At 76.9% G+C, this 24,990-nt stretch carries 10 protein-coding genes; 1 reads left to right on the top strand and 9 read right to left on the bottom strand.

Annotated elements, in window-relative coordinates:
- Nucleotides 1–20: 20 nt before the first annotated feature.
- From KBX06_RS21895 to KBX06_RS21880, 4 genes are all read right to left on the bottom strand, one after another.
- Nucleotides 21–1,478, bottom strand: coding sequence for an MFS transporter (locus KBX06_RS21895; protein ID WP_210838089.1), 1,458 nt, complete (start codon nt 1,476–1,478; stop codon nt 21–23).
- A 199-nt stretch (nt 1,479–1,677) separates the two neighbouring features.
- On the bottom strand, nt 1,678–2,643 hold the full coding sequence (locus KBX06_RS21890; protein WP_210838086.1) for a hypothetical protein: 966 nt from the start codon (nt 2,641–2,643) through the stop codon (nt 1,678–1,680).
- 73 nt (nt 2,644–2,716) lie between these two features.
- On the bottom strand, nt 2,717–3,646 hold the full coding sequence (locus KBX06_RS21885; protein ID WP_210838084.1) for a hypothetical protein: 930 nt from the start codon (nt 3,644–3,646) through the stop codon (nt 2,717–2,719).
- A 46-nt stretch (nt 3,647–3,692) separates the two neighbouring features.
- On the bottom strand, nt 3,693–5,324 hold the full coding sequence (locus KBX06_RS21880) for a serine/threonine-protein kinase (RefSeq protein ID WP_210838082.1): 1,632 nt from the start codon (nt 5,322–5,324) through the stop codon (nt 3,693–3,695).
- 266 nt (nt 5,325–5,590) lie between these two features.
- Between KBX06_RS21880 and KBX06_RS21875 the strand changes: the two genes are divergently transcribed.
- The gene (locus KBX06_RS21875) at nt 5,591–7,150 is read left to right on the top strand and encodes an ATP-binding protein (RefSeq protein WP_210838080.1); all 1,560 of its coding nucleotides are present in this window, start codon (nt 5,591–5,593) and stop codon (nt 7,148–7,150) included.
- Nucleotides 7,151–7,296: 146 nt separating this feature from the next.
- Here the strand turns inward: KBX06_RS21875 and KBX06_RS28555 are convergent, their stop codons facing one another.
- The 5 genes from KBX06_RS28555 to KBX06_RS21850 form a co-directional block, all read right to left on the bottom strand.
- A complete protein-coding gene (locus KBX06_RS28555) occupies nt 7,297–10,698 on the bottom strand; it encodes a DUF3892 domain-containing protein (protein WP_210838078.1) in 3,402 nt (1,133 codons plus the stop codon).
- Nucleotides 10,699–10,761: 63 nt separating this feature from the next.
- Nucleotides 10,762–11,835 (bottom strand): hypothetical protein, encoded by a 1,074-nt coding sequence (locus KBX06_RS21865; protein ID WP_210838076.1) that lies wholly within the window; start codon nt 11,833–11,835, stop codon nt 10,762–10,764.
- Complete coding sequence (locus KBX06_RS21860) at nt 11,832–13,118, bottom strand: hypothetical protein (RefSeq protein WP_210838074.1); 1,287 nt, start codon at nt 13,116–13,118, stop codon at nt 11,832–11,834. Before KBX06_RS21860 ends, KBX06_RS21865 begins: the two co-directional genes overlap by 4 nt.
- Nucleotides 13,118–22,699 (bottom strand): DUF6603 domain-containing protein, encoded by a 9,582-nt coding sequence (locus KBX06_RS21855; protein WP_210838071.1) that lies wholly within the window; start codon nt 22,697–22,699, stop codon nt 13,118–13,120. The genes KBX06_RS21860 and KBX06_RS21855 overlap by 1 nt, the downstream gene beginning before the upstream one ends.
- The gene (locus KBX06_RS21850) at nt 22,696–24,864 is read right to left on the bottom strand and encodes a hypothetical protein (protein ID WP_210838069.1); all 2,169 of its coding nucleotides are present in this window, start codon (nt 24,862–24,864) and stop codon (nt 22,696–22,698) included. Before KBX06_RS21850 ends, KBX06_RS21855 begins: the two co-directional genes overlap by 4 nt.
- Nucleotides 24,865–24,990: the final 126 nt, after the last annotated feature.

The raw sequence follows: 24,990 nt of genomic DNA, 5'->3' as shown, positions 1-24,990 counted from the left end.
GACCGCCGCCGGGCCCCGGGTCAGCCGGCGTGCCCTGCGCCCGTCCGATCCGGCCGGCGACGCGCCGACCGGCCGGCACGGGTCGCCAGGAGCAGCGCCACGACCAGGTACGGCACCGCGGCCACCGCGAACGCGACCCCGTTGCCGGCCCCGGTGGCGAGCAGACCGTACCCGCCGTAGACCGCGATGATCGTGACGTCGGTGGCCATCCCGGCCAGCGAGGTGACGGTAGCCCGGCTGCCCCCGGTGATCCGGGCCTGCAACCGCGCGTCGGCGAGCACGGTGGCGAGCTGGAAGCCGCAGAACGCGGCCGCGACCAGCGCGAAGCCGACCGGCCGGGCGAGCAGTGCCCCCGCGGCCAGGGCCAGGGCCGACAGCGCCAGCAGGCCGGCGTACCCCCGGGCGGTCAGCCGCTCCCCCGCCGGGGCCAGCAGACCGCCCACGGCCACCCCGACCCAGGTGAGCAGGAGCAGCAGCGGCACGGTCGCCTCGCCGACGCCCGTGTCGCGGGCCAGCAGCGGGGTGTACTCGTCCAGGGCGCCCCAGACCGCCGCGACGACCGCGACCAGCAGCACCGCCGCGCGCACGGCCCGGTCGGCGTGGACCTCGGTCAGCCCGGCGCGCAGACTCGCCCACCAGCCGAGGTCCTCGTCGTCGTCCACCCCGCCGTCGCGCTCCGGCCCTCCGGCGGCCACGTCGGGGGTCGCGACGGGGACGGCGGTCGCGACGGGGGTCGCGACGGGGACGGCGGCCACGTCGGGGGTCGCGACGGGGACGGGGACCGCGGCGGGGACGGCGGTCGCGACGGGGGTCGCGGCGGGGACGGCCACGGCCGCGGCGTCGTCAGCCGGGGTAGCGACCTTCGCGGTCGCACCGCCGACGGTCGTGGGCCGGCGGTGTTCCGGCAGGCGGGTGGCGACGGCGGCGGCGAGCAGGCAGGCGAGCACGCTGGCCGCGCCGACGGCCGGGTAGCCGCCGAGGGCGAACATGGGACCCGCCAGCAGGATCGAGGCGAGTACGCCGAGCGTCTCGGCGGTCCTCGCCCGGCCGATGACGCGGGCGTAGCGTCCGGCGGCGCCGAGCCGGTCGAGTTCGGTGAAGACCAGCGCCTCCAGCGCGCCCGAGGCGAGCGCCCCGCCGGCGCCCCAGAGCACGAACCCGACGGCGAAGGCCGCGTACGAGGGCACGAGCACCCAGAGGGCGAAGCCGGCGGCGGTGACCACCGGCGCGAGGACGAGCAGCAGCCGCCGGGAGAACGCGTCGGCGAGCGCGCCGGAGGGCACCTCCAGCAGGATGCTGGCGGCCGACCAGATGACGAACAGCGACGAGATCTGCCACACGGACAGGCCGGTGTCGCTGAACAGCAGCGCGTACAGCGGGTAGAGCAGGACAAGCTCGCCGAGGAACGCGTACCCGTAGAGGGTGGCCGCCAGCCGGCGGGCGCGCGCGTCGGACACGCGCGGAGGGTGGACAGTCATGGGACCTTCCCGTGGGGACGAAGCGGACGCCGGACGTACGGCGACCGCGGCGGCCCACGGCAGTGGTCCCTAGCAGTGCATCAACATCGCCACGTCATGCCGGCGATCGTAGTCGCGCCGGCCCGGACGGGCACACCCCTTTCGGCGGACCCGCGCCGGGGTGGGATCCGGTGCGGATCCCACCCCGGGGCGGGTGTGGTCAGCGGCGGCGCTGCTCGCCGTCGAGCGGCGGGATGACCATGGTGGCCTCGCTGTCCTCGCCGGCCGGGCGGGCCGCGCCGGGCGAGGTGCCCCGGGTGGCGTCCGGTTCACCCTGGCGCGGCACCGGCACGGTCGGGTCGGCGTCGGCGCGGGCGCCGGAGACCACCTGGGTGGCGTCGGGATCCGCGACGACGCCGGGGCCGGAGACCACCTGCGTGGCGTCCGGGTCGCCGGGCGTGGCCGCGAGATGGGCCTCGCTGTCGCGGCGCCCGGCCTGGTAGGCGCGGGCGTGCGTGGCGATCAGCCGCGACTCCTGCTCGGCCCGGCTCAGCCACGACTCCCAGCGGCTCTGCATGGGACGGACCAGCCCGCCGCCCACCCCGACGACGAGGATGCCGCCGACGGTGGCCAGCACCGCGATCAGCACCGGAGTGGTGACCGCGGTGGCCACGCCGATCTGGTTGAGCGCGGCGATGACGCCCAGGCCGATGATGAAAACGGAGGCGATGGTGGCCAGGATGCGGCCGTACGACAGCCCGCCCAGGGCGCCGCTGATGATGTCCTTCACCGCGTTGGCGATGGCGGCGGCGACCACGACGATGACGATCGCGACGAAGGCGCGGGGCAGCCAGGCGACCACGCCCGCGATCAGATCGGAGATGGGGTTGGGACCCCAGATGCCGAAGGCCAACTGGAGGGTCACCAGCAGCACCCCGTAGTAGGCGAGCTTGGCGACGATGTCGCTGGCGTCGTAACGGGAGCGGGCCAGGGCGCGACGGATCCCGCCGCGTTCCACGGCGCGGTCGAAACCCACCCGCTCCAGCACCTTGTCCACGATCTTCAGCACGGCCTTGGCGATCAGCCAGCCCGCCACCAGGATCGCCACGAAGGCGACGGCCTTGGGCAGGAACAGCATCACCGACCGGAGGGCGTCCCCCACCGCGTCGCCGAAGTTGTCTCTCATCGGAAATCCTCCACACGGCATCCGGGTTCGTCCGGCCCGACCTACCCCCGGCGACGACCGGGGAAACACCGGGTCAGCGGCGCCGGCAGTCGTAGGACACCGGGGTCTCGGCCCGCGCCGGAGCCGGTGCGGTGATGGCGACCGTGGCCGTCTCGGTCGTGGTACCCAGGCCGCTGAAGGCCCAACGCAGCGTCAGCTCGACGGTGCGCTGGCCGCGCCCGACCCGCTCGGTCAGCACGCTGCCGGGCGCGCTGCCGGTACGCAGCCACCGGTAGCTGATCTCGCCCGCCCGGCCGTTGGTCGACACGGTGGCGACCACGTCGACGGTGACGTCGCACCGGTTCCCGGCCGGCCGGGGAACCGCCACCGTCACCCCGGTCACCTCCAGCGGGCTGATCCGCTGCCAGAGGTGGAGACCGACGGCGGCGAGCAGCGCGACGGTCAGCAGGGTGGACAGCACCGAGGCCACCGTCCGCCACGCCGAGCGCCGACGCGGCGGTACCCCCACCGGCCACGGGGGTGCCGGTGGCGGGGTCGTCGGCACGCCCGGCCCGAACCGCACCTCCCCGCCGGGCGGGGCGGGGGCGGCCCCGGTGTGCCCGCCGAAGAGCGTCGCGGGACCGGATCCGGCGCCCCGCCCCGTCGCGGTCTCGTGCCCGGCGCGCACGGTCGTCGCCCGGGTGGTCCGCTCCCCCGGCTCCGGGTGCGCCGTCGGCCACGACCCGGTCTCCCCGCCCCAGCCGCGCTGCGGCATCGTGGGCCCGTCGTCGGACAGGCGCGCGGTCGGCTCCCCGGCGACCAGGTGCACCGTCGCGTCGCCCGAAGACAGCCGCACGGTCGGCTCCCCGGCGACCAGGTGCACCGTCGCGTCACCCGAAGACAGCCGCACGGTCGGCTCGGCCGCTGGCCGCGGCTGGTGGATGTCGAGGCGGGCGGTGTCCGCGCCGTCGTCCGGCTGACGGTAGGTCGGCAGCGCCTCGGTCGGATCGTTCGGCTGGGTCACGGCGGCCCGCCCTCCGTCGTCGTGGTCGGCATCCGGGTGTCCGGGCTCAGCCCGGGGTGCAGAACGGGTACAGCCTGACGTGCACCGGCGCAGCCGCGGGCGAGGTGTTGCCGGCCTCGTCCACGGCGACGACCCGGACCGGGATCCGGGTGCTGGCCGCCGGCCGGGGCAGGTCGCCCAGGACACCTCGGAACAGTCCGCGCCCACCGGATGCCATGGCCACCTCGGTGGTCCGGCCGTCCAGCGTGTACCGGAAGCTCACCCTCAGCTCCCCGGCCGCCGTACGGTCGTCGGTGACCACCGCGGAGATCGTGCTGGACGTGGGCCCGTACGCGCAGCCCCGGGGGTCGAGTTCGGTCGGGCCGGCCGAGACCCGGTCGACGGAGGGCGCGACGGTGTCGGCCGGTGCGGCGGTGCTGGTCGGCACGGTCGACGGAGCGGGCGCGGACGTGGCCGGCGCGCCGGGCCCGGCCGGCTCCGGCGCCGCCGTCGTGACGACCGGTGCGGCCGGTGGGGGCGGTGGGGGCGGCGTCGGCGTCGACCCGGCCGCCGGGGCGGTCGGGGCGGCGGCCACCGAGGGCGTGCCCGCCGGGTCCGCCGATGCCTCGGGGACGGCCGTTCCGGCGGCTGGCAGCGGCTCGTCGCGGCCGGCGTAGCTGAGCCCGGCGGCGCCGAGCACCAGCGCCGCCGCCAGCCCGCCGCCGACCAGCGCGGCGCGACCCCGGGCCGATCGCCGCCACGTCCACCGGCCCGGCCCCTCGTCGAAGGCGGTGCTGGCCAGGCTGGTGGCCCCGCCGGTGCCGTCCGGGAACGGCAGGAGGGCGGCGAGCAGGGCCACCCGCCGCGCCAGCTCGCGCAGGCCGTGCTCCTCCCACCGCTGCCCGTACGTCTCGGCCGCCACCCGCTCCAGCACGGCGAGGAAGACCTGGGCGGGTTGCGGCCGCTCGGCCGGTTGCTTCGCCATGCCGTGCCGCAGCAGGTCGTGCACCGGCTCGGGAGCCGGGCCGGTGGGGATCGGCGCGCGGGTGTGCTGCTGGCGCAGGGTGGGCAGGTCCCGCCCGTCGAAGGGCGGCCGGCCGGTGAGGCACTCGTAGAAGGTGGCGGTGGCCGCGTAGATGTCGCAGGCCGGGCTCGCCGGCGCGCCCGTCCACTGCTCGGGTGCCATGTAGCGGGGGGTGCCGGTGACGCTGACCCCCGAGCTTCCGCCCACCGGCATGGCGATGCCGAAGTCGGCCAGTTTGCTGGTGCCCTCGGCGGTGACCAGCACGTTCTCCGGTTTGTAGTCGCGGTGCACGACGCTCCGGTCGTGCGCCGCGCCGAGCCCGGCCAACGAGCCCTTGAGCACGCACAGCGCCGACTCCGGCGTCGTGGGCCCGTGCGCGCGCAGCATCTGCCGCAGCGAGACGCCGTTGACCAGCTCCATGACGATCGCCGCGCCGGCGGGCGACTCGACGTACTCGTAGAGACGGCAGACGTGCGGGTCGTCGATCCCGGCCAGCAGCCGGGCCTCGGCGCGGAAGGCGGCACGAAACGCCCGATCGTCGCCGATCGCGCCGGTGAGGTACTTGATCGCGACCGGGGTGCCGGTCGCCTCGTGCACGGCGAGGTCCACCCGGCCGGACGCGCCGGCGCCGAGCTGCCGCACCGGACGGTAGCCGGAGACCTGCCAGCCGGTCACGCGTTCACCTCCCCGCCCTGCGGACGGTGGGGCCGCCTCCGGTGGTCATGGTGGTCATGCGCCGGCGCGGCAGTCGGCGCGACGGCGGCTCCCGGCCCCCGGAGGTCGCGGCGGGTGGCGGCATGGTCGGTCACGGACACACGCCACTGGTACCACGCGCCGGCAAGCGCACCCTGCGCCGCGCACCGCGCTGCCACGCCGCCGACTGCACTAAGGTGCAGGCCGTGGGCAGTGAGGCGACCGAAGAGGCAGCGACCCGTCGACCGATGACGACCCGTCGGTGGCTCACTGTCCTGTTGCTGACGATGACCGCCCTCGTCCTGCTCGGTGGCGGCGCCGGCGCCGCCGTGCTGCGGCACACCGCCGGGGTCTCCAACCACCTCGCCGACCGGATCGCCCCGGCCCGTACGGCCGTCGGCCAGCTCGACAGCGGCCTGCTCGCCCAGGCGGCTGCCGTACGCGGCCACGTGGTCACCGCCGACGCGCGCTTCCTCGACTCGTACCGGCAGGGCATCGACAGTGAACGCGCCACCATGTCGCGGCTGCGTACCCTGCTCGCCGACGAACCCGAGGCGCTGGGCGACCTGGAGCGGGCGCAGCGGCTGGCCGACCGCTGGCGGACGGAGTTCGCCGACCGCCTGATCGCCTCCCGGCAGGCCGGCGGCACGCCGGAGGAACTGGCGCCGCTGGTGACCGGGGACGCGCAGACCTTCACGGCGGTCCGCGCCGAGCTGACCGGGGTGGTCGGCCGCCTGGACGGGATCCGGGACGCCCGCCGGGACGACCTCGACGCCGCCCGGGCGCTGCGCGACCTGACCTTCGTGGCGATCCTGGCGGCCCTGCTGCTGTGCGGGATCGTCGGATCAGTGCTGGTGCGCACGAGGGTGCTTCGGCCGCTGGACCGGCTGGGTGCCTCCGTGCGGCAGGTCGCCGGCGGCGACTTCCGGCACCGGCTACGGCCCGACGGCCCGGCCGACATCGCCCGGCTGACCAGCGACGTGGAGACGATGCGTCGCACCGTCGTCGAGGCCTGGGAACGCAGCCAGCACGACCGCGACGCCCTGGAACAGCAGGCGGCCGAGCTGCGCCGCTCCAACGAGGACCTGGAGCAGTTCGCGTACGTCGCCTCGCACGACCTGCAGGAGCCGCTGCGCAAGGTGGCGTCGTTCTGCCAGATGCTGGAACGCCGCTACGCCGACCAGCTCGACGACCGGGCCCGGCAGTACATCGGCTTCGCCGTCGACGGGGCGACCCGGATGCAGGAGCTGATCAGCGACCTGCTCACCTTCTCCCGGATCGGCCGGGTCTACGGCGATCTGCGGGAGGTCGACCTGGCCGAGGTGTCAGCGCAGGCCGAGGCGAACCTGTCCCGGGCGGTGGAGGAGGCCGGCGCGACGATCGAGCACGACCCGCTGCCCACCGTGCGGGGCGAGCCGACCCTGCTGACCATGCTCTGGCAGAACCTGCTGGGCAACGCGGTCAAGTTCCGCAGCCCCGACCGGGCGCCGCTGATCCGGGTGACGGTGACGGACACCCCGCAGGGCTGGTCCTTCGCCGTCGAGGACAACGGCATCGGCATCGACCCCCGGTACGCCGAGAAGATCTTCGTCATCTTCCAGCGCCTGCATCCCCGGGGCACGTACCCGGGCACCGGCATCGGGCTCGCGGTGTGCAAGAAGGTCGTCGAGTACCACGGCGGGACGCTGCGCCTGGACGAGGCGTACCGCGACGGGACCCGCTTCGTGTTCACCCTGCCGCGGGTGCGGACGGCGGTCGTACCGGGGCAGCCGGACGAGCCGGCGGCGGAGTCGACGGCCGCGGCCTGAGCCTCCCGCCGACCGGCCCGCCGCACCGGCGGTCACGCCGGACCGGCCGGCGCGACGGACGCCAACGCCGCGTCGCGGGTCTGTCGCGCCGGCCGACCGGGTCGGCGCCGACCGCCCCGCCGGCGTCGACACCGTCGCGCGGCGCCTCACCGGACGTGGTCACACTCCGGCAGGCTGTCCAGGTTGTTCGGCGACTCGTCGTCCGCGATCGTGCGCAGGTAGGGCCGGCCGCGCTTGGGCCGCACCACCCGGATGGTCGTACGCTGCGTGCCGGGCTCCTGCACGAAGAACGTGAACCGGCCGCTGCCCATCAGCTCGATCGCCTCCGGCACCGGGATGAGGAAGTGGCTGCCGTCGCCGTTGTGCCCGCCGACGGCGACGGTCGTGCCACCCGACGTGCGCAGGCAGCTCACCCGGACCGGCACGGCCGCATCGTGGTACTCGGTGTCGGCGACCAGTGCCACCTGCAGCCAGCCCTCGCTCGCCGACGACGGCTCGTTCGGCAGCAGCGCGTCCGGGGTGCTCGGCACCACCACGTCCGTCCGCCACGTGCCCGGCTCGGCGCGCCGGTGCCAGTGCCACGAGCCGCGCACGTCCTGCGGCAGCGGCAGACGGGTCGTCTCCAGGTCGTGCAGGACCGGGCCGTAGCGCAGGGCGGGCGACAGCCGGGACAGCGCCGAGGACGTCCACTCCCGCAGCAGCCCCACCGACTTCTGCGGCACCAGCCCCGCGGTGACGTGCACGTCGGAGCCGGGCACCATCAGCAGGGTCAGCGGCACCGGCACCCCCGGGTTGACCGTGAACACCCCGGAGGTGTCCACGTACGGCGAGGTGATCGGGTCGGCGCCGGGCAGCGCGGCCGCTCCGCCCACGTCGGGTAGCCCCGGCGCGAGCAGTGCCACCGCCGGGTCCACGATGTGCAGCCGGTCCATGTCGTCACCGACGCAGTACGCCAGCAGCCCGTCCTGCGCGCGCGACAGCGTGCCCAGCCGCACCGGGACGCCGGTGCGCGCGTTCTCCGGGGGCTGCCGCGGATCCTCCACCTCCACCTTCAGGTAGGCCCGCACCACCGCGACCGGCCGGCCGAGCAGCAGCGCCAGGTGCTCGTCACCGGCCCGGCCGGTCACGTCCACCGTCCACCGGGTCGTGTCCAGCACCCGCAGCAGCGACTCCAACGCGCTCTGCGCCACGCCGGCCGGGTGTCCGCCCGCCCGGGCGGTGGCCAGCGCGTGGTCGGCGGCCAGCATGCGGTCGGCGAACCGGGCCAGCAGCGGGTTCGGCAGGAACCGGCTGGGCGGCGCGCCCAGGGTCGCCGGGCGACCCGGGTCCTCCTCCCACGCCGTCACCGTCTGCGGGTCGGGGCGCAGCCGCCCGTAGCCGCTGCCCCTGTCGTCGAAGAACTCCAGCGTGCGGTCCACCGACGACGGCACCAGGTAACCGCACACCGGGCTGACGCCCGCGTCCGCGTCGCGTGCCGCGCCGAGCGCGTCGGCGAAGCGCAGCAGCACCCGGGCCGGGGCGGTGAACCGCGGTCGCAGGGCGGCCAGGTCCGGGTGGCCCGGCACGGCGAGCGTCACCCCGTGCGCCACCGGCGCGGGTGTCGCCGCCCCCGGGCCGAGCACCTCCAGGAAACGGCCGTAGCCGTCGACCAGGCGGGCCCGGTCCAGGCGCAGGAACCCGGCCCGCAGGGCCACGAAGTCGGCGGCGCGGGGAGTCGGCGGCGGCTGCGCGGCGTCAGGGGCGTCGGGGGCGTCCACCACCAGCCCGGTGGCGTCGTTGCGCAGCTGCTCGGCGATCCCGACGAGTTCGCCGGAGAGCAGGTCCCGTTCGGCGTCCTGCGCGTCGACCGTGCCGTCGAACAGGGTCGACGCCGACGCCGACAGCATCACCCGCCCACGCAGCGTACGGCCCGTCTCCGGCGCCGGCTCGCTCACCGCGGCCGGCAGCTCGAAGTCGACCTCGCCCAGGGGCCAGTCGTGCGCTCCGCGCGGGGACGGCAGGTAGGTTGCCGACCACTCCAGCAGCAGCGGGTTCCACGGCCGGCTCGGCGGGGTGACCCCCACGGGGCTGGGCAACTGGCCGTCGACCGCGGCGCCCGCCGGTGGGCGCGTCGGGTCCCCGGTGCCCGGGTCGAACAGCGCCCACCACGCGGCCCGCGCGGCGGCCACCGGCGACGGCTGGGTGTCGGTGGCCAGCGCCAGGTCGGGGGCCGATCCCGGGTCGATGCTGGCCAGCTCGACGAGCAGGTCCGCAGCCACCGCCGGCACGCCGTACTGGGGCAGCAGCCCGGCGAGCGGACTGCTCGGCAGCACCGCCGCGCCCCGGCCGGCGTCGCCGCCGGCCACGCCGAAGCCGCGCACGGTCTGCCCGTCCACCCGGCACAGCAGGTTGCCCACCGCGGAGTAGCGGCCGTCCGCGCCGTGCTTCGGGCTGCGCCCGCCGCCGGCCACCACCAGCGCCGGCTCCAGCGCGTGCCAGACCCGCGGCCGGGTCCGTTCCACCTGTACGAACGACCCGCCGCCGGCAGCGCCGCCCGAGCCGGTCGCCGGCTGCCAGATGTACTCGTTGCCCGCCGCCGCCGGGGCCGAGCCGAACCGGCTCTGGTGCAGGGATGCCTCCAGCCGGGCGGGACCGTCGGCGCTGGTGACGTCGGACAGCGCGCCCTGCAGCAGCGCCTCGACCAGGCGGGCCGCGTCGGCCGGATCGTCCGGTTCGGCGGCGACTGCCGCGAGGGCCTCGGCGAGGGTCTCCCCCAACGCCACCGCCACCGTGTCCGGCTCCGGGCGGTAGTCGCTCTCCCGACCGAGCAGGCCGCCGTCGCCGGGCCAGTTCGGCTGCGGCCACCCGATGGACACCGCCGCCGCGTGGTAGACCGACCGGTCCGGCACCGGCTGGTCGGAGCGGCGCGGCGGGTGGACCTCCCAGCCCAGATCCTCCATCCGCTGGGTGTACACCGTCTCCTGGGTGACGTGCAGGGGGTCGCGGGTGGGATCGGTGTACCAGCCGAGCACCAGGTACGCCACCGGCCCGGTCACCCCGGTCAGCTCGTCGTGCAGGGCGAACCGGTGGGTCACGTTGTCGTAGTAGCCGGCCCAGCCGAGGTCGCCGTGGCCGAGCGCGGTCAGCGGCGACCTCGGCGCGGCTCCGGCAGGCGGCAGGGTGGGGCCGGTCAACGCCCGGTCCACCCGCACCGCGTCGATCGCGCCCGCGTAGGGCAGCAGCCACGCCTCGACCGCTCGCGGACCGGGCGTCGCCGGGCCGGAAATCCGCACGACCAGCCACCGGTCGGGCACGGGCGGGAACGTGGTGGCGCCGGTCTCGTCGGCGGTGCCGCGGGTCAACCCGTCGGGCAGCCCCCAGTGCAGGTGCGCGCCGGGCGGGCGGGCGTTCTCCCGCGCGCTGAACGGTTCGGGCAGCACGTCCTGCTGCACCCGGCCGCTGGCCGGCGGGGCGGGCCGGGTCAGCGCCGTACGCGCCCAGTCGGACGCGGCGCCGGGCTCCCGCAGGACCAGGACGTCGAGCGCGACCGGGACGAGGACAGTTGTCACGGAAGAGAGCTCCCTTGTTCGAGGCGGGCCCGACGGCGTTCGGGCCGGCGGTGGCGCCGAGGATCAGGCCGGCGGGGTGGAGGCGCCGAACCGCTGCCGCGACGGCGCCTGGAGCAGGGACAGGGCCACGGCTGCGCCGCCACGCGACTGGGGCAGGGGGCGTGCCTGGTCGAGGTTCCTGGCCAGGCCGGCGACGTCGACGACGCCGGGCACCGGGCCGGGGCGCATCGGAACCGGGACGCTGCCCAGGTCCGGTCCCGCGCCGTCGCGGATCGGCGCCCGCCAGCCCGTCCCGTCGGATTCCAGGCCGAACTGCACGCTCTGCGGCGGTTCCTCCAGCCACACCAGTCGAGGGGCGCCGCGGAACAACGCCACCAGTACCGACGGCGACAGCCGCTCCAGGCGCAGCAGCTCCACCACCAGGTCGGGTCGGGTACGGGCCAGCTCGTCCGGGTCGACGCCCGGTCGTACCACGGCGGGGTCGTCACTGCTCCAGGCCCGTACCTCCATGCCGGGCCAACCGCTGACCAGAGACGAGCGGAGCAGGAACCCGGTGACCGGGACCGGCCCGGCCGCCTCGGCGGTGAGTTGCCCCGTGGCCCGGGCCTCGGCGAGCAGGTCGGCGGCGACCGGGATCGACATGCGGGCGCGCTGCACCTCCCGCACCAGCGGCAGCTGCTCGGTCACCGCGGCGGTGACCTGCGGCAGCAGCGTACGGGTGCCGGCGCGTTCCCGGCTGCCGTCACCGCCGACGGCCAGCGCCCCCGCCCGCAGTCGATCGAGCCAGCCACCGTCCAGGCGGAAGAACCGGATGGACTCCGGCGGCAGCAGGCGGGCGTCGGGCACGAGATAGCGGAACGGCAGGTCGTGCAGCAGGCTCCAGCGGGCCAGCACGTGCTCGACGTACGGCGGCAGCGGCGGCACACCGGCGGTCGCCGCCACGGCCGGCTCGGCGGTCCCGGCCAGCACGCGCGCTCCGCCGGCCAGCACGCGCGCTCCGCCGGCCAGCACGCGCGCTCCGCCGGCCAGGGCGCGGACCCGCGGCTCGGGCCCCTCGTCGGCGTCGGCGGGCGGGCCGACCAGCGCGCCGAGCCGCTCGGCGAGCAGCCGGCCGCCGGCGGACAGGTGGGTCGTCACGACGGTTCTCCTTCCGGGCGCGGCTCGCGCCCGACGACCCTGGCGCCGCCCGGGTGTGTCTGCCACAGGTCGGCGCGGACGGTGCGGGACAGCAGCCGCCGCGCGAACGTCTCGCCGAGGGCTGCGAGGGGTTGGTCGGCGGCGTCGGCGGTGGCCACCGCGCGGTGCGGCAGGCTGCCGGAGGCGGCGTACGAACGGACGCTGTCCTCGCGGAGGCTCGCCGCGCTGCCGGCGCGGGCCGCGTCGTCGGCGGCCCGGTGCCAGGCCACCACCTCGCGGATGAACCGGCCGTCGGCGGCGGCGAGGAGCCGGCCCAGCTCGAACGCGGCGTCGCCGGTCGCGTCGCCCGGCCCCGCGGGCAGCGGGTCGGGCACCGCACCGAGCAGCGGTGGACGGTAGCCCGTGGTGGCCGGTGTGCCGTCGCGGCGGGTGGCGGTCAGCGCGAGCGCCCCGGCGGCGTCCACCAGCGGGGGCTGCCCGTCCGGCGGGGCGCCGAACGCGTCGAGGTCGAGGTGTGCGGCGACGTGTTCGAAGGTGCCGCCGGCGGAGCCGGTCACGAACGGCCAGGACGCCAGCACCAGCAGCGTGGGCACGCTGGCCAGGTCCGCCGCCCAGACCTCGTCACGGGCCTCCAGCGACACCAGGCAGGCCGTGTACGGCGTGGGCGTGGCCCCGCCCAGCGGCAGCCGGTTGGCGGTGACCACGGCGAACCAGCCGTCGTCGTCGCTGCCGGCCAGCGCGGTGTCGGCGACGTTGACCTGGCGGACGTGGGTGAGCAGCCGGACGTCGGTGCGACTGGGCAGCAGCGCCCGGAACGTGGCCAGGTCCTTGGCCCGCAGTCCGACGACGGTCCGGTTGCCGTCGACCGGCTCGATGCCGTTGAGGCGGGTGAACACCGCCTCGCCGACGACGGAGCGCAGCATCCCGGTGGTAAGGCTCGCCTCGTCGGCCCGGACGACCAGCAGCGCCAGCCAGGGGGTGCCGTCGCCGAGCCGCCGCTCCCACGGCAGGGCGCGTCGGCCCAGCACCACGTGCGGCAGGCGGTCGCCGAACGCGCCCACCGCGTCCCGGGGCGGGTGCTGCCCGGCGACCTCGCTGGCATCGAGGGCGAGCCGCGGCGCGCCGACCTGCACGTGGGTGACGTGCGCGGGCGGCGCGGCCTTCGCGGCGCCCCGTTCCGTCACCTCCAGCCTGCTCGTGAACCGGTAGATGCCGGCGGTGAGCGACGGCGTCACCGTGTCGTGCAGCCGGATCGAGCCCGGCGCGACGGGGGTCTCCGTCATCACGCCTCCGTTTCCTCGTCGTCGAAGGCGACGAACGCCGCCGCTGGTGCCGGGGCCGCCGGCTCGGTCGCCGAGGCAAGTCCGGCGGCGGCGGTACGCGCGGCCGGCCGGACGGCGGCAGCCGGCCGGTCGGGCAGGGCCGTGGGCCTGGTGACCCGGGCCAGTTCCCGCCGGGCGGCGGTGCAGTCCGTGTCGACGGCGTGGTCGGGGGTGCCGATCACACCGGCGACCCGCCAGCCGTCCCCCGCCACGACCTGCACCGAGATCGCCTCGGCGTCCCGCTCCGCGTCGACCGTCAGCAGGATGCGGTGCGGCTGGTCGACGTCCGGGGCGTCCTCCCGGCTGCTCACCCGTACCCCGTCGAGTTCGATGCGGACGTCGGCGAGGCTGGCGGCGGCGGACACCGGGTCCAGGGACACCACGACCGTGCGGGTCGTGGCGGGAAGGTTGGTGACCAGGCCGTCGACGGCGGCGGAGAGCAGCGCGGCGGGCACCGGCACGTGCTCGCCGGCCTGGCGGTAGCGGACCGGCGGATGCCACGGGTGCGGCAGCAGGACGGTGGCGCCCGGCGCGACGAGCACCCCGTCGGTGACCGGGACCAGCGGCGTGTCGGCGGCCCAACCGGCGGCGGCACCGGGCGCCGGGGTCACCACCGCGCGGGCGGCGTCGGCGGGCACCCGGGCGCCCGAGCGGGCCGGGCCGTCGCTGAGCGGCGCGCCCGTGCCGGTGAAGGTGACCAGCCGCAGCGACGCCGATGCCTCGTCGAGGCGCAGCCGCAGCCCGCCGGCACCGGAGGTGTCCCAGACCTGGGTGCCGCCCACCGGCAGGGCCGCGCCGCTGTCCTGTCCCGGGTGGGCCCGGGCGGCGGCGCGAAGACCGGCCCGCGCCGCGCCCCGGTGCTGGTCGGCGGAGACGGTCGCGCGCAGCCTCGGCCCGGCCGGTGCCGCCGCGGCGCGGCGGGTCGAGGTCGCGGCGGTCCCGGCCGGGGCGGTGGCACCGCGCAGGCGCAGCACCGACGGCGCCGGCGCGGCGGCGCCGGGAACCGACAGCGGAAGGTGCCGCTGCGTCTCCTCCTCGATCATCGTGGCCAGGGCCACGTCCGGCAGCGCGCCGGTCGCCTCGGAGACGGTGATCGGGGCGGCCAGGCCGACCGACGACAGGGCCCGGACCATGGTGGGCGTGACGCCGCCCTGCGCCGTGCCGGCGAGGGCACTGTCCCACAGGCCGCCCGGGAATCCGGCGGTGGCGGTGGACAGCCGCAGCGACTGCAGCTGCGCGGCCGGCACGGAGGGCCAGTTGGCGCCGACGCGCTGTTCGACCGTGACGACCAGGATCGCGCGGGTCCTGCCCATCTTCGACCCGGCGGGGACGACGTCGACCTCCCGCCCGTCGGTGTGGTCGTCGGCGCGGCCGCTGCCGGCCAGCCGCCACGCGTACAGCGGCATCAGCGACTCGACCCGGACCGCGAACTCCGGCGCCACCGACCACGGGCGCTCCGCGGTGCCGTCGGGGCGGCTGCCGACCGCCGGCGGCAGGGTGCCGGCGGTGACGGTGCCGCTGGTGGCCGGGCGGGCCGCGTCACCGCCGCCGAGGTACTTGACGCTGACCTGGTTCCAGTCGAGGAAGGGCTGCGGCTGCGCCCTGCCGAACCTGACGGTGACCGAGGCGATGGCCAGGTCGACCGTGACGGTGCCGTGCAGCGGCGGGCCCTGGATGCGTACCCGCGCGCCGAGGGAGACGCTGACCTTGATCCGGACGCAGGCGAAGAAGCACACCTTGATGGTGAAGCGGGCACCGACGCTCACGCTGGCGGTGATGTCGTAGGTCAGCGGGTCCCACCGCAGGAACACGTCGAGGGCGGCGATGAACCAGACCCGTACGGGTGAGCGGTCGTAGGACGCCTCCAGCCGGCCGCCGAGCATCACCGCCGACGGGGTGAGGGTGAAGTACGCCTCGCCCTTGACCACGACGCCGCCGCCGACGGACCAGTGGAACCCGACCCGGGGCACGTCCGGGTAGTGCGCGGGCTTGTTGAACCGAGGGTGGTAGCCGCCGATGGAGAGCAGCACCTCCGGCCGGTCGAACCACACCACGAAGGCGAATCCGCCGGTGACCTGACAGTCGCGGCTGAGCAGCCACGAGTTGCGGGTCAGCGCCGCCCGGACGGACAGCACCTTGTCGACCGTGCTGTACCGGGCGGCCAGGGCCAGCTCCAGGTTCACCACCGCGGACTGGGTGTCGGGCAACGCCATGCGCATGAGGCCGAGCAGGCCGACCTCCAGGCCCCGGTCGGCGGAGACGTAGGCCAGGGCGGTGGTGTGCAGCAGCTGGAAGGTGGAGAACTTCACACCGGCCGCGAGCCAGAACGCGCCCCGGGCCGGCGGGATGTCCTTCGACATCCGGGCCAGCGCCCCCATCGGGCCGCCGGAGCCGCCGAAGCCGCCGTCGTCGATGGCCTTCACCAGCGGGAACGCCGGCACGCCCTGCGGATCGCGGGGTACCATCAGCCGGCGGTTGTAGCCGGCGCCACCGGCGAGGCCCAGGACGTACAGGTACGGCGGGCCGCCGAGCGGGAACCCGGCGGACAGGAACACGAACAGTGACGTGTAGTCGCCCAGGTCGTCACGGGGCCGGGCGTACGAGCCGACGGCGGTCAGGCCGCGCCCGGCCAGGTCGACCGAGAGCATGCCGTCGTACTGCACGCCGTTGGCGCCGGTGACCTTGACCAGCCCGCCCGCGACCGACACCCCGGGCGAGCTGAACGACACGGACAGGCCCGCCAGGTCCACCTCCCAGGCGCTGAGGTCCGTCGGGTTGCGCAGCGGCACCAGCAGCGACAGGTCGTCGACGTCGAGGGTGAGCCCGGCGACGGAGACCCCGCCGTCGACGGAGACCCCGACCTTGCCCGGCCCGGAGGTGGCCGCCTTGTACAGCAGCGCCAGTTCGGCGATGTGCAGCGGGCCGTAGCTCCGGTTGATCTCGAACCGGGCCTCGGTCTTCCCACCGAACAGCACCAGCCACCGGCCGCCGCCGCGGGCGACCAGCACGTCCAGGGGCGGATTCGCCGGGGTCGCGTCGCCGCCGCCACCGGTCTGCAACAGCGACGCCGCGACCGGGTTGGACCCGCCGCCGCCGGGGGCCATCGGGAAGCCCAGCCCGTCGAGCATCACCGCGCCGTCGACCACGGCCGGCCGGCCCAGCGCCGCCGTGCCGGTCAGTGCCAGGTCGGCACGGACGTGGGCGGCGACGGCGCCGAGGCGGAATCCGCCGGTCTCGACCAGCGCCTTGCCGGACCTCGCGGCGGCCACCCGGATGCCGAGCCCGCCCAGCCGCAGCACCGGCCGCAGCTGCGGCGCGGCGGGGTCGGTGAGGTCCAGCAGGAGCACGCCGACGCCCCGGCCGGCCTGGCCCCAGCCGGCGTCGACGCTGTCGGGCAGCCCGAAGCGCAGGTGCACGGCGGTGTCGCCGGTGGGCAGGGCCAGCTCGCCGCGCAGCACGACGCCGTAGCGGACGCCATCGGTGAGCACCGACAGGGCCAGCCCGCCCGGCACCGGCACCGGCACCCCGGCGACGGTGTCGAGGGCCCCGCGCAGCAGCCCGACGGGAGTGGGCAGGTCGGCGACCATCCGCATCCCGTCGGGGGTGTCGACGGCCACGCCGGCCCCGGTGAGGATCTGCGCCGCGGTCCGCCCGCCGGGCCACAGCGGCCGGCGCAGCCAGGGTTCGGCGGCGCGCAGCGCGAGCGTACCGGCCATCGGCACGACCAGCCGCTGGGCGAGCTGCGTCAGCTCGGCCGGCCCGGGCAGCCGCACCGCCGGCGCGAGCTGGACGTCCAGCTCGCCGGTGCCGGCGTCGTCGCTGCCGAGCAGGCCCAGCCGCACGGCCAGGCCCGCCGCGGTGGCCTGCGCGGACAGCCGGGCACGCAGGGTCACCCCGAGCCCGGTGTCGACGTACGCGCGGGCGGCCAGTTGCGCGGTGACGTGCGGGTGGGCGTAGCCGACCACCACGTCGGCGGTGACCGCGCCGGCCGTGACGTCCCGTACGGACAGCCGCAGCGCCGGCGGCGAGGCTGCCAGGTCGGTGCGCAGCTCGACGGTGCCGCCGAGCACACCGACCTGCACCACGACCTCGCCCGGGGTGGCCGGTTGGGGCACCTGGGCGGCGCCCAGGACGCGGCGCAGCAGCGCCACGACGGCGGGCGCGGCGACCGCGCCGGCGCCGGCGAGGGTCCCGGCGGCCAGGTCCCGGGCGAGGTCGGCGAGCGCGCCGGTGCGGGCGGCGAACCCGTGCGGCGCGGCGGCCGGATCGTAGACGCCGAGCGCGGCGGCGACGGTGAGCGCGTCGTCGAGCGCGGCGGGGCGTGGGCTGCGCGCGCCGACACCCTCGACGAGCCGGTCGAGAACCTCCGGCAGCAGTCGCGCCCCGGCGGCCTCCACCAGCGCGTCGAGGCCACTCACCGCCGGCAGCAGGGTGACCGTGGCGCCCAGCGCGGCCGGGGCGACGGCCACGGACAGGCCCGCTGCGTCGGCGGCCAGCCGCAGGTCGAGCGCGCCCCAGTCGCCGGGCAGCGGCAGGTGCAGGATCAGCTCGCCGCCCGGCTGCACCTGCCGGGCGCCGTCGACGTCCAGTCGCAGCGCGAGGTCGAGGGTCGCCGGGCCGGCGTCGTCGGTCCAGAGCACGATCGGGCTGTCCGTGCCGACCACCAGTCGCAGCGCCTGCTCCTCCGACGTACCGACGTCGAGCAGGTCGACGGTGACGCCGCCGGGCAGGGTGAGGGCGTGCGCGGGGTCGGCCGCCAGGCCCAGCGGGGCCGCGGCCAGTCGCAGCAGTCCGGCCAGCGGCGCGGCCTGCGGCGGCGCGCCGGGCGTGCCGGCGAAGGTGTGCCGCAGCCAGGCGGCCGGGTCGGTCAGCAGCCCGTCGAGGGAGGCCAGCCGCAGGTCGTCGCCGGTGAGTTGTTCGAGCAGGACGCCGAGCGCCCCGCCGACGAGCAGCCGGGGCAGCAGCGGGGCGAGCCGGGCGGGCAGGTCCGGGCCGGCCGGTGACAGCCGGACCGGTTCGGGCAGCCAGGGCGCGGCCAGCGCCGCTGCGCCGTCGGCCCGGGTGAGGGTGACGCCGCCGACCGCGAGCGCGGCCCGTACCTGCGGCGTGGGGTCGGCCAGCGCCACGGTCGAGGAGCCGGTGAGGGTGGCGCCGTGACCGAGCCGCAGGCCGGTGCCGGTGGTACGGGCGGTGAGCCGCCACGGCTGGGCCTGGAGCACCAGTTCCACCGGCGACCCGGCGAGGTGACGCCGCCAGGTGCCGCCGCCGGCGGCCCCGTCGCGCACCAGGCCGAGCAGTCCGGCGGCCCGGTCGACCAGCGCCGGCAGCCGGGGCGCCAGCCAGCCGGTGGCGTCGGTGCGCAGCGCGGCGATCGCGTCGGCGAGCACGGCGGCCGGCCGCCCGGACGCGGCGCGGTGCACGACGCCGAGGGCGGCGAGCTCGTTCAGCAGCCGGGCCAGCCGGCCGTTGGCGGCGGCCACCCGGTCCAGTTCCTGCACCAGGGCGTCGAGCAGTTCGGGCGACCGGGGGTCGGCCAGGTCGACGGCGGTGGCCGACTCGCCGCGCAGGGCGGCGTCGTGCAGCACCACGTCGACGTCGGTGACCGGGCCGGCGGTGCCGGCGCGCACGGTGGCGCGAACGGTGAGGGCACGGATGCGGGCCGGTTTCGGGGTGCCGGTGCCGGGCCCGCCGAGCAGCCACCCGTCGGGGCGGGCGACGCGGATGCGGACCTGCGCGGTGCAGGGCTCGGCCGGCGCCGCCGGATCGAGCGCGACGGCGCCGAGTCCGAGGCGTACGTCGACGTCGACGTCGGGATCGCCGACCGCCGGGGCGCCCAGATCGAGGGCGAGCCGCAGCGCGGCGACCGCGTGGGTGGGCGGCGCGGCCGGCCCGGCCTCCTCGACGGTGTGCGTGGCCAGTGCGGCGACGAGCGCCGAACGCAGGTCACCCGCTCCCCCGCTGCCGTCGACGTCACCGAGGCTGCCGTACAGCGCGAGCGCCGGCACACCGCGCAGGTCCACGGGCGCACCGAGCCAGCGGGCGAACGCGGCGGCGGGCAGCGGGCAGGGGCGGGCCTGCGCGCCGGGCTCCCCGGCGGCGTAGCCGTCGAGCAGCCGGCGCTGGAGGTGCAGGGCGGCGTCGAGCAGCGGCGCGGTCGGCAGGCCGGTCGGAGCCAGCACGCCGACCAGCCGCACCCCCTCGGCCACCGCCGGCGCGTCCAGCGGCAGCAGGGCGCCGTCGAACGCGGTGCCGACGGTGATCAGGCCGAGCACCTGTGCGGGGACTGCCGCCGCGACCTGTCGGGCGACCAGCCCCAGGTAGGAGTGTCCGACCAGGATCGTGCGTACACCGGGCCGGACCGTGCGCACCGCGTCCTGCACGTGCCGCAGGGCGGCGAGCGCGGTGGCGGCGGGCAGCGTGCCGTCGTCGGCGAGGTCCACCACGTACCAGCGGGCGGTGGGCAGCGTGCCGAGGTCGACGAGGTGGGGCGGGGTGCCGGGGACCCCCAGGTTCACGGCGGCGACCTGGTCGGGCGCCACGTCGGCGAGCAGGTCGGCCCAGGGGCGCGACCCGGCCAGCCGCGGCGCGAGCAGCAGTACGGCCCAGTCGTCGCCGGCGGCGGCGGTGCGGGCGGCGATCTCGTCGCGGAGCTGGGCGAGGGCTGCCGGCGCGGTGGTGAGGGTGTCGTGGGTGGCGGCGACCGGGGTGCCGGTCCGCCAGCCGGCCTCGGCGGGCAGCGCGGCGCTGGCGGGCACCAGCCCGTCACCCTCGGTGAGTACGCCGGCCAGTGCCCCGAGCGCCGCCGCGGCGTGGGTCGCGTCGACACCGTCGAGGACGTCGGCGATCTCCGGCAGGTACGCCCCGGCGGCCGCGGCCGCCGCGACGACGTCGGCCCCGGTGACGGGGATCGCGTCGCGCTCCTGCGGACCGTCGTCCTCGACGTCGGCGAACCGGTCGACCAGCGGCGCGATCGCCCACTGCGCCGGCGGGCCCTGCGGCGCCAGCCAGGCGAGGACCTCCACCTCGTCGTCGCCGGCGCGGTGGATCGGCACCCGCCAGGGCGCCGCCTCGGTGCCGCCGCCGGAGACGGGCAGGTCGACCTGCGGCAGGTCCTGACCGGGCAGGGCGGGCAGCCGGTCGGTCAGCGCGGCCTGCACCAGCCGCAGCAGCGTCACCAGGTACGGCGTTCCGTCGTCGGTGCGAGCGGCCTCGTCGCGGGCCAGGCCGGCGAGCCATCGGCGCAGCGCGGTGCCGGGGTCGGCCAGCAGCGACGACAGGTCGGTCGGGTCCGGGGGCAGCAGCGGCGGCAGGCCGGCCAGCGGGCCGGTGGTGCCCGGCCCGGCGACGCCGACCAGCGCCAGCAGGTCGCGGGCGGTCGGGCCGGCCCACGACTCGGCGACGCGGGCGAGCAGACCGCGGGCGGCGCCCCACAGTGCGGCGGGGTCGATGCCGAGGCCGAGATCGGGCCGGCCGGGGTCGATCGGACCGGCGGGCGGCAGGGTGAGGTCGCCCAGCAGGTGGGACGACCCGTCCACGGTGACGGCGAGGTCGTCGACGGTCGCGGTGACCGCCATCGGCGACCCGAGCGACCACGCGACGTCGAGGCGGACGCCGTCGCTGGACACGCGTACCGGTGCGTCGGTGGCCAGGGCCGGCGGGTCGAAGACGGCGGTGGCGGTGACCCCGCCGAGCCAGGCCGGACCGGCCGCCCCGTCGAGCGGGATCGAGGCCAGCGCCGCGCGGACGTCCACCCGCCAGGGCAGGTTCGCATCGACATGGGCGCCGCCGCGCAGGGCGAGTCCGAGCTCGACGACGGGCGCGGCGGCGGTGCCGGAGTCCCACAGGACGAGGTCCAGCGCCACGGGGGCGCCCGGCGCGGCGGCCAACGCGTCCAGCGGGGCCCGCCACGGATCGGTCGGGGTGCCGGTACCGGTCACCACCGGCGTGGCGGTGCCCGCGAGCCGGGCCACGTCGCGCAGCAGGCCGGGCCAGCCGTCGGGTGCCTGGCGCAGCTGCCGGTGGTAGGCGGCCAGCGCGCGGGTCGGCGCGGTGGTGAGCAGTCCGAGGTCGACGCCGGGGGTGGTGCCCAGCCCGAGCAGGCGCCGCAGCGCGGCGACCGGGCCGGCGGCGGGGCCGAGCCCGGTCTCGATGGCCTCCTCCAGCAGCGACTGCGCGGCGGAGGTCAACGACCGGGCGTCGGTCAGGTCGACCAGCTCGAGATGGTGCGGGTCGTCGCCGATGGCGACGGTGACGTCGCGCAGTTCCAGCAGCGGGGTGATCGCCCCGCCGGCCGCCCGGTAGCGCAGGCCGGCGCGCAGCCCGCCGACCTGCACGGCCCCGGCCGGCTCGCCTGGGGACGGGAAGAGCCGGCCGCCGTGGGCGGGCGCGGCGACCAGCACGTCGAGGCGTTCGAAGAGCGTGACCGGGGCCGACCCGGTCAGCGGTACCACCAGCAGTACGGCGTCGCCGCGCACGACCGCGTCGAGCGCCCCGTCGCCGACGTAGGTGACCCGGGCACCGACCACGAGGGTGCTGGCACCGGTGGCGGGTTCGGCGCGCACGGCCACGGTGAGATCGACCGAGGGCGGGCCGGCCACCACGGGGATCACCAGCGGGTCGGCGTCGGTGGGCAGGTCGGTGCGCTTGGACGGGTCGGCGCCGAGCAGGCCGGCGACCGAGTCGAGCCAGCCGACCAGGCCGGGTTCACCGTCCGGGGTTCGCACGGCGACCAGCGCGGCCAGCCAGGACCGGAATGCCGCCGGGTCGGTCAGGTCGCCCAGCGGCAGCGGCACCAGGCCGGGGGCCAGGCCGAGCAGGCCGGGCAGGTTGGCCGCGACCAGCCGCACCGGGGCGGGCACGCCGTCGCCCACCTCCGCCAGGACGTGACGCAGCAACGCGGTGACGAGCAGGGCCAGCTGCGCGCTGCCGGCGGCCGGGTCCAGCACGAGCGGCTCGGTGGCTCCGGGCAGGCCCCGGACGGTCACGGTGACCCGGCTCAGCGCCTCGTCGGGCGGGGCGACCAGCAGTACGGCCGCCTCGACGCTGGCGCCGGTGTCGCCGAGCGGCGCCCGCGCGCGCAGCCGGATCGGATGCGTCCTGCTGGCGGCGACGGGGGTGACGGCGCCGGCGGACGCCACGAGCAGGTCGAGCCGGGCGGTGACCGCGGGGCCGCCGGCGACCGGCCCGGCCTCGGCCTCGGCCTCGATCCCGAGGGTCAGCGGGGCGGAGGCCGCCAGCCCGGTGCGCTCGACGACCAGGTAGACCTGGCCCTTGCCGCCCTCCGCCAGCAGCGGCACGTGCCTGGTGACCCGGTCGGGCCGGCCGGCGGCCGCGAAGCGCGGCCGGGCCGAGGGCAGCAGCCCTTCGATGGCGCGCACCAGCGCGGCGCGCTGCACGTCGTCGGCGGCCAGCCTGCCGACCCGTGTCCACGGGTCGGCGAAGAACTCCTCGACCAGCCGGACGCCGCCGCTGGACGGGGCCAGCAGCCCGAGCGCGATGCCGAGGTCCTCGACCTCGGCGGGAATGCCGTCGACCTTGATCATGGACCCACCCACCCCGCGAAGCTTCCGGGCTCGGGGTCGAGCCCGGCCCAGCCGTTGGATTCGTCGAAACGGTCGTGCAGGCCGGTGATCCGCATGTCCCGGTCCGGCTTGCCGACGAGGTTGCGTTCGGCGAGATAGTTGATCTGGAACAGCCGCAGCCAGGGCGCGCGCAGCGCACCGGAGGCGCCCTCGTCGAACGGGCGCAGCTCCGTGCGCATCGGCTCGGCCATCCGGGCGACGGCCCGCTCGGTACGGTTGATCGCCCGGTCGATCGCCTCGGTCACCCAGAACGGCGCGTTGATGTGCTGGTCGATGACGAGCGCGGCGGCGTACTCGGAGGTGACGAAGTCACGGATCCGGTACGGCCGATCGCGCACCAGCAGCTTCGCCTTGCCCAACGGTTGGCGGGCGAGCCGCTCGAACCGCCACACGGCCGTCCACACCTGCACCACGTCGTACGGCACGGAGCACAGCGAGGCCAGCCGGATCCGGCCGCACCACTGCGGGGCGACCGTGTACGCCCTGCCCCTGGCGGTCACGCCGAAGAACGCGTGCCGAGGCAGCGCCTCGGTGACCGCGTCCGGTGGCTCCGGGAGCCGCTGCCGGCCGCCGCCGGGCGGAACCCGGAACAGCGTCGCGTACCGCGGCGCGTACTCCTTGCCCTGCCGGGCCGCGCCGGTGGCGTCGAACGCCTCCGGGTTGGCCGCGCGGACCTGCGCCGCGTCGGCGACCTCGGCCACGGCCTCCTTGCCGCCGACGCGCCACCACGGCTCGGTCTCCAGCCCGTACATGCCGAAGAAGAGGTCGTAGTGGTCCGGCGCGGCGCGCTTGAACCGGGCGAGCAGGACGGGCAGTTCCTCGTTCAGGTGCGCCGACCACTGCTGGATGCCGGTGGACAGCGTGCCCTTGTCCGCGGCGCGCGCGGCGTCCAGCCGTCCCTCGTTGGGCGCGATCAGCTCGGTGACCCGCAGCCGGGCGCGCTCCGACGCGGTGGTGAGCCCGATCGTCGCGGCGTTGTCCCGGATGAACCGGGCCGGGTCGAGCCGCCCGGCGTAGGCGGGGCCGGTCCAACTGGTCCCGTTCCGCTGGGTGTAGCTGTCGGTGACGCCGATGCACAGGTCCCGGCCCAGGACCATGGTGTGCCGGCCGCCGGGGTTCTCGGTGGGCTGTCTCCAGGGTGCCACCAGGCCCTGCGGCGCCGGCTTCCGCCCCCTGACCGGCGGTGCCGGCGGGACGGCAGGCAGCTCGTCGGGAACCACCGTGGGACCGACCACGTCCGGCGGCTGCCACGCGCCCGAGCCGGTGCGGGTCAGCCCGAGCGCGGGGCCGAGGGCGTCGCGGGCCTCCTCGGCGTCGCCGTCGTCGGCCGGGCCGACGAGAAACCACAGGCGGCGCAGCAGCGCGTGCCCGGCGGTCACCCCGGCGAGGGTCGCCAGTTCGTCGCCGGCGAGCCGGCCGATGACCGTGGCCGCCAGCTCGACGGCGTCCTCCGCGTCGTGAGCCTGGATCCGGCCCAGGATCTCCACGATCCGGAACACCGCCTCGAACGGGTTGCCGACCAGGTCCCGCTCGACGACGTCGGCGACCTCGGCCAGGTCCCGGCCGGCCAGCCAGGCGGTCACCTCCGCGGTGAGGGCGACCGGGTCCGGAACCGGCAGGTGCTGGGCGGGCGCGTCGAGCGACGGCGGGAGCCCGGTGGGCAGGCCGTCGGCCCAGCCGGCCACGGTGTCCCAGTCGGTCACCCACTGGGCGCCGTCCGCCGCGGTCTCCACCGGCACCGGCAGCCACAGGCCCGTACGCCAGGCGGCCTGCCCGCCGAGCGCGGCCAGGTAGTCGCGGTTCCAGGCCCACAGGGCGCGGGCCACGCGCATCTCGTCGTACGGGGTGGCGTCCGGTGCGCCGCTCGGCCGGACCGTCCTCGTCAGCCAGTACGCGATCCCGCGCAGCGTCGCGCCCGGCCCCAGGAACAGCGACAGCGTCGGCCGTGAGGTCGGGGTGCGACGGCCGCCCACACGGTTCTGCAGGGTTCCCCGCACCGTCGTCGGCACACCGGCGGCGGAGCCGGCGGGCACCCGCAGCAGCACGTTGTAGGTCATCGGTGGCGTTGCCCCGGGATGATCGGTCACCAGCCCGGCCGCGGCGACCGCCTCGGCGACCGCGGTCACGACTCGTCCACCCGGCGACCGCTGTCGGCAAGCCGTACGCGCAAAGCCATTCGTTCCCCCCTCGGATCCCGCCCTCCCCAGTGGATTCGGCGCGGGAGTCCCCGGAGGCTACGGATGATCGCCCGC

The organism is Micromonospora sp. C31 (assembly GCF_018070575.1).
Classification (GTDB): domain Bacteria; phylum Actinomycetota; class Actinomycetes; order Mycobacteriales; family Micromonosporaceae; genus Micromonospora.
The sequence above is the reverse complement of the archived record's forward strand: the minus strand, read 5'-3'. Positions and strand labels throughout refer to the sequence as shown.